Raw genomic sequence first — 2,799 nt, 5'->3', positions numbered from 1 at the left:
CGCGCTAAAGCCGCCGGATCTTCTCGAGCAGGGTAGTCGTGGACGTCTGGTGGATGAACGGCAAAGACACCACGCGGCCACCGCTACCGGCCACCTCGCGATTGCCGACAATCTTCTCGACCGGCCAGTCGCCGCCTTTGACGAGAACCTCCGGCCGGCAATCGAGAATGCGCTGCAGCGGCGTATCTTCCTCGAACCAGGTCACCATGCTGACCGACTCCAGCGCGGCGATCACCGCCAGCCGGTCGGACAGCGTGTTCACCGGGCGATCGTCACCTTTGCCAAGGCGCTTTACCGAGGCATCCGAGTTGAGTGCGACGACCAGCGCCGCGCCAAGCGTGCGCGCCTGGGCAAGCAAGGTCACATGACCCCGATGCACGATATCGAAACAACCATTGGTAAACACCAGTGGGCGCGATAGACGGGCGAGGTGCCCGAGCAGTTCGGCCGGGGCGACGATCTTGCTTTCGAAAGCGGGAAATCCCGCCGGGGCCAAGGGGATCGAGTCGGCCATTTTCACTCCATGGGGGTCATTTGTCGTACCGCCTTGCGCCTTGCCGGCGCCAACCTGCTCACCTGACGATCGCCAGCAGTCTCTCATCTGCCGGCGTGACCAGCAAGGCTCGTCGATCGACAGGGTAGGCGGCCAAAGCCGGCACGGCGTGACCAATCTCACGAAGAGCCAGCGCTTGACTCGGTATAATCGCCGCTCGATAGACCACCACCTGCCTGGCAGGCGGTACCCGGGTAGATTCCCGCAACAGGAGACGGCATGGAGATCAAAAGCGAGGTGGTAGCGGTTCTTGACGAGGTACTGAGCCTCAAGGGCCGGGCCAGCGAGTTCGCGCTGGATACACCCTTGCTCGGCGCAATTCCCGAGCTCGATTCGATGGCCGTGGTGGCGCTGATCACGACGCTGGAAGAACGCTTTGGATTTACCGTGGACGACGACGAAATTGACGGATCCGTCTTTGCTTCATTGGCCACCCTGATCGATTTCGTGCAAGGCAAACTGGCTTCCTGAACCGCGCTGGCCATGGCTCTCGAAGCCTTTTTCCTGCCCTCTGCGACAGGCCAGCGCTTTGCCCTGCTGCATGCGCCGGCGCCGTCGGCAAAACCGCGCGGCGCGGTAGTGTATGTACACCCCTTCGCCGAGGAACTCAACAAGTCCCGGCGCATGGCGGCCCTGCAGGCCCGAGCGATGGCAGCTGCCGGCTATACGGTGCTGCAGATCGACCTGCTGGGTTGCGGTGACAGTGCGGGCGATTTCGGCGACGCTACCTGGGAGGCCTGGCTGGCAGACGTCAAGCTCGCTTGCGACTGGTTACGGCAACGGACGACGGGGTCGCTGTGGTTGTGGGGCCAGCGCACCGGCTGCCTGCTGGCCAATGAAGCTGCCCAGCGCATGGAAACACCGGTCAAGCTGCTTTTCTGGCAGCCGGTGGTCCTGGGAAAACAGTTCCTGCAGCAGTTCCTGCGCCTGAAGATCGCCGCCGAGATGCTTGGCGGTGACAGCAAGGGCGTCATGGAACGCCTGCGCAGCCAGCTGCGACAGGGCGAATCGGTGGAGATCGCCGGCTACCTGCTGTCTCCCGCACTCGCTGCCGGGCTCGAGCAGGCAGAGCTGCTCCTGCCCCACCGATCGGGCCGTGTCGAATGGATCGAGATCTCGGGCAAGCCCGATGCCAGCCTGTCACCGCTTGCCGTGGCGCGGCTGACCCAATGGCAGGCGGCCGGCCAGACGGCGCGCGGCACCGCGGTGAGCGGCCCGGCCTTCTGGCAAACCAGCGAGATCAGCGAGTGTCCGGCGCTGATCGAGACCAGCATTGGCGTCATGTCCGAGGTGAGCGGCGCATGAATTTCGTCGAAGAAGCCGTGCTTTTCTCCCTCGGCGACGACTGCTTGCCGGGCATCGTTGCCCGGCCGCAAACCCCGCTTGCAGATGCTCGTGCCAAGCGTGGCGAAGAAGCGGCTCCGGCCGGCCTGGTGAACGGATCAAGCACTGACCGCCTGGGCGACACTCGCCAGCACCGCGCCAGCTGCGGTGTGCTGATCGTCGTCGGCGGCCCGCAGGTCCGCGTCGGCAGTCACCGCCAGTTCCTGCTGCTGTCGCGCCGTCTGGCCAGCGAAGGCTATCCGGCAATGCGCTTCGACTGCCGCGGCATGGGCGACGCCAGTGGCGCGATGCGCAGCTTCGAAGAAATCTCGGCCGACATCGGCGCCGCGATCGAAGCGTTCCAGCGCAGCTGTCCCACGCTACGGCGCGTCGTCCTGTGGGGACTGTGCGACGCGGCATCGGCAGCCTTGTTGTACGTTCAGGCGACTGCTGATGAGAGGATCTCCGGCCTGGCCTTGCTCAACCCCTGGGTGCGCTCGGAAACAAGCCTGGCGCAGACCCACATCAAGCACTACTACGGCCAGCGCCTGCTGGAGGGCGAGTTCTGGCGCAAACTGCTCAGTGGCAAACTGGAAATCCTGGCCTCCCTCCGCGGCCTGCTCAACACGGTGCTGCTGGCGCGCCGTTCGAGGCCGCAGCGCACGGCAGACATGCTCTCGTTCCAGGATCGGATGGCCGAAGGGTGGCGAAGATTTTCCGGCGGCCTGCTGCTGGTTCTCAGCGGTCAGGACTACACGGCGAAGGAGTTCCTCGAGTTTACCGCGACCAACCCGGCCTGGACTGGCCTCATCGAGCAGGCCAGGGTGCGCCGAATCGACCTTGCCGATGCCGATCACACCTTCTCGTCGCGGGCTTGGCGCGCGCAGGTGGAAGAGGAAACACTGGCGTGGCTTGACACCCTG

The 2,799-nt window shown here is 64.8% G+C and carries 4 protein-coding genes; 3 read left to right on the top strand and 1 reads right to left on the bottom strand.

The window, feature by feature from the left end; translation table 11 throughout:
• Positions 1–4 precede the first annotated feature (4 nt).
• A complete protein-coding gene (locus RUW20_RS04500) occupies positions 5–514 on the bottom strand; it encodes an adenylyltransferase/cytidyltransferase family protein (RefSeq protein WP_313951002.1) in 510 nt (169 codons plus the stop codon).
• 258 nt (positions 515–772) lie between these two features.
• Here RUW20_RS04500 and RUW20_RS04495 point away from each other — a divergent pair, with 258 nt between their 5' ends.
• From RUW20_RS04495 to RUW20_RS04485, 3 genes are all read left to right on the top strand, one after another.
• Positions 773–1,024, top strand: a complete 252-nt coding sequence (locus tag RUW20_RS04495; protein WP_313951001.1) for an acyl carrier protein — start codon at positions 773–775, stop codon at positions 1,022–1,024.
• A gap of 12 nt (positions 1,025–1,036) precedes the next feature.
• A complete protein-coding gene (locus RUW20_RS04490; protein ID WP_313951000.1) occupies positions 1,037–1,858 on the top strand; it encodes a hydrolase 2, exosortase A system-associated in 822 nt (273 codons plus the stop codon).
• Positions 1,855–2,799 (top strand): hydrolase 1, exosortase A system-associated (locus tag RUW20_RS04485; RefSeq protein ID WP_313950999.1); only part of this gene is annotated, 945 nt, incomplete at its 3' end. The genes RUW20_RS04490 and RUW20_RS04485, both read left to right, overlap by 4 nt.

Source organism: Accumulibacter sp., assembly GCF_032229525.1.
GTDB lineage: Bacteria > Pseudomonadota > Gammaproteobacteria > Burkholderiales > Rhodocyclaceae > Accumulibacter.
Note: the sequence above shows the minus strand (reverse complement) of the source record. Positions and strands in the feature narration are given on the sequence as shown.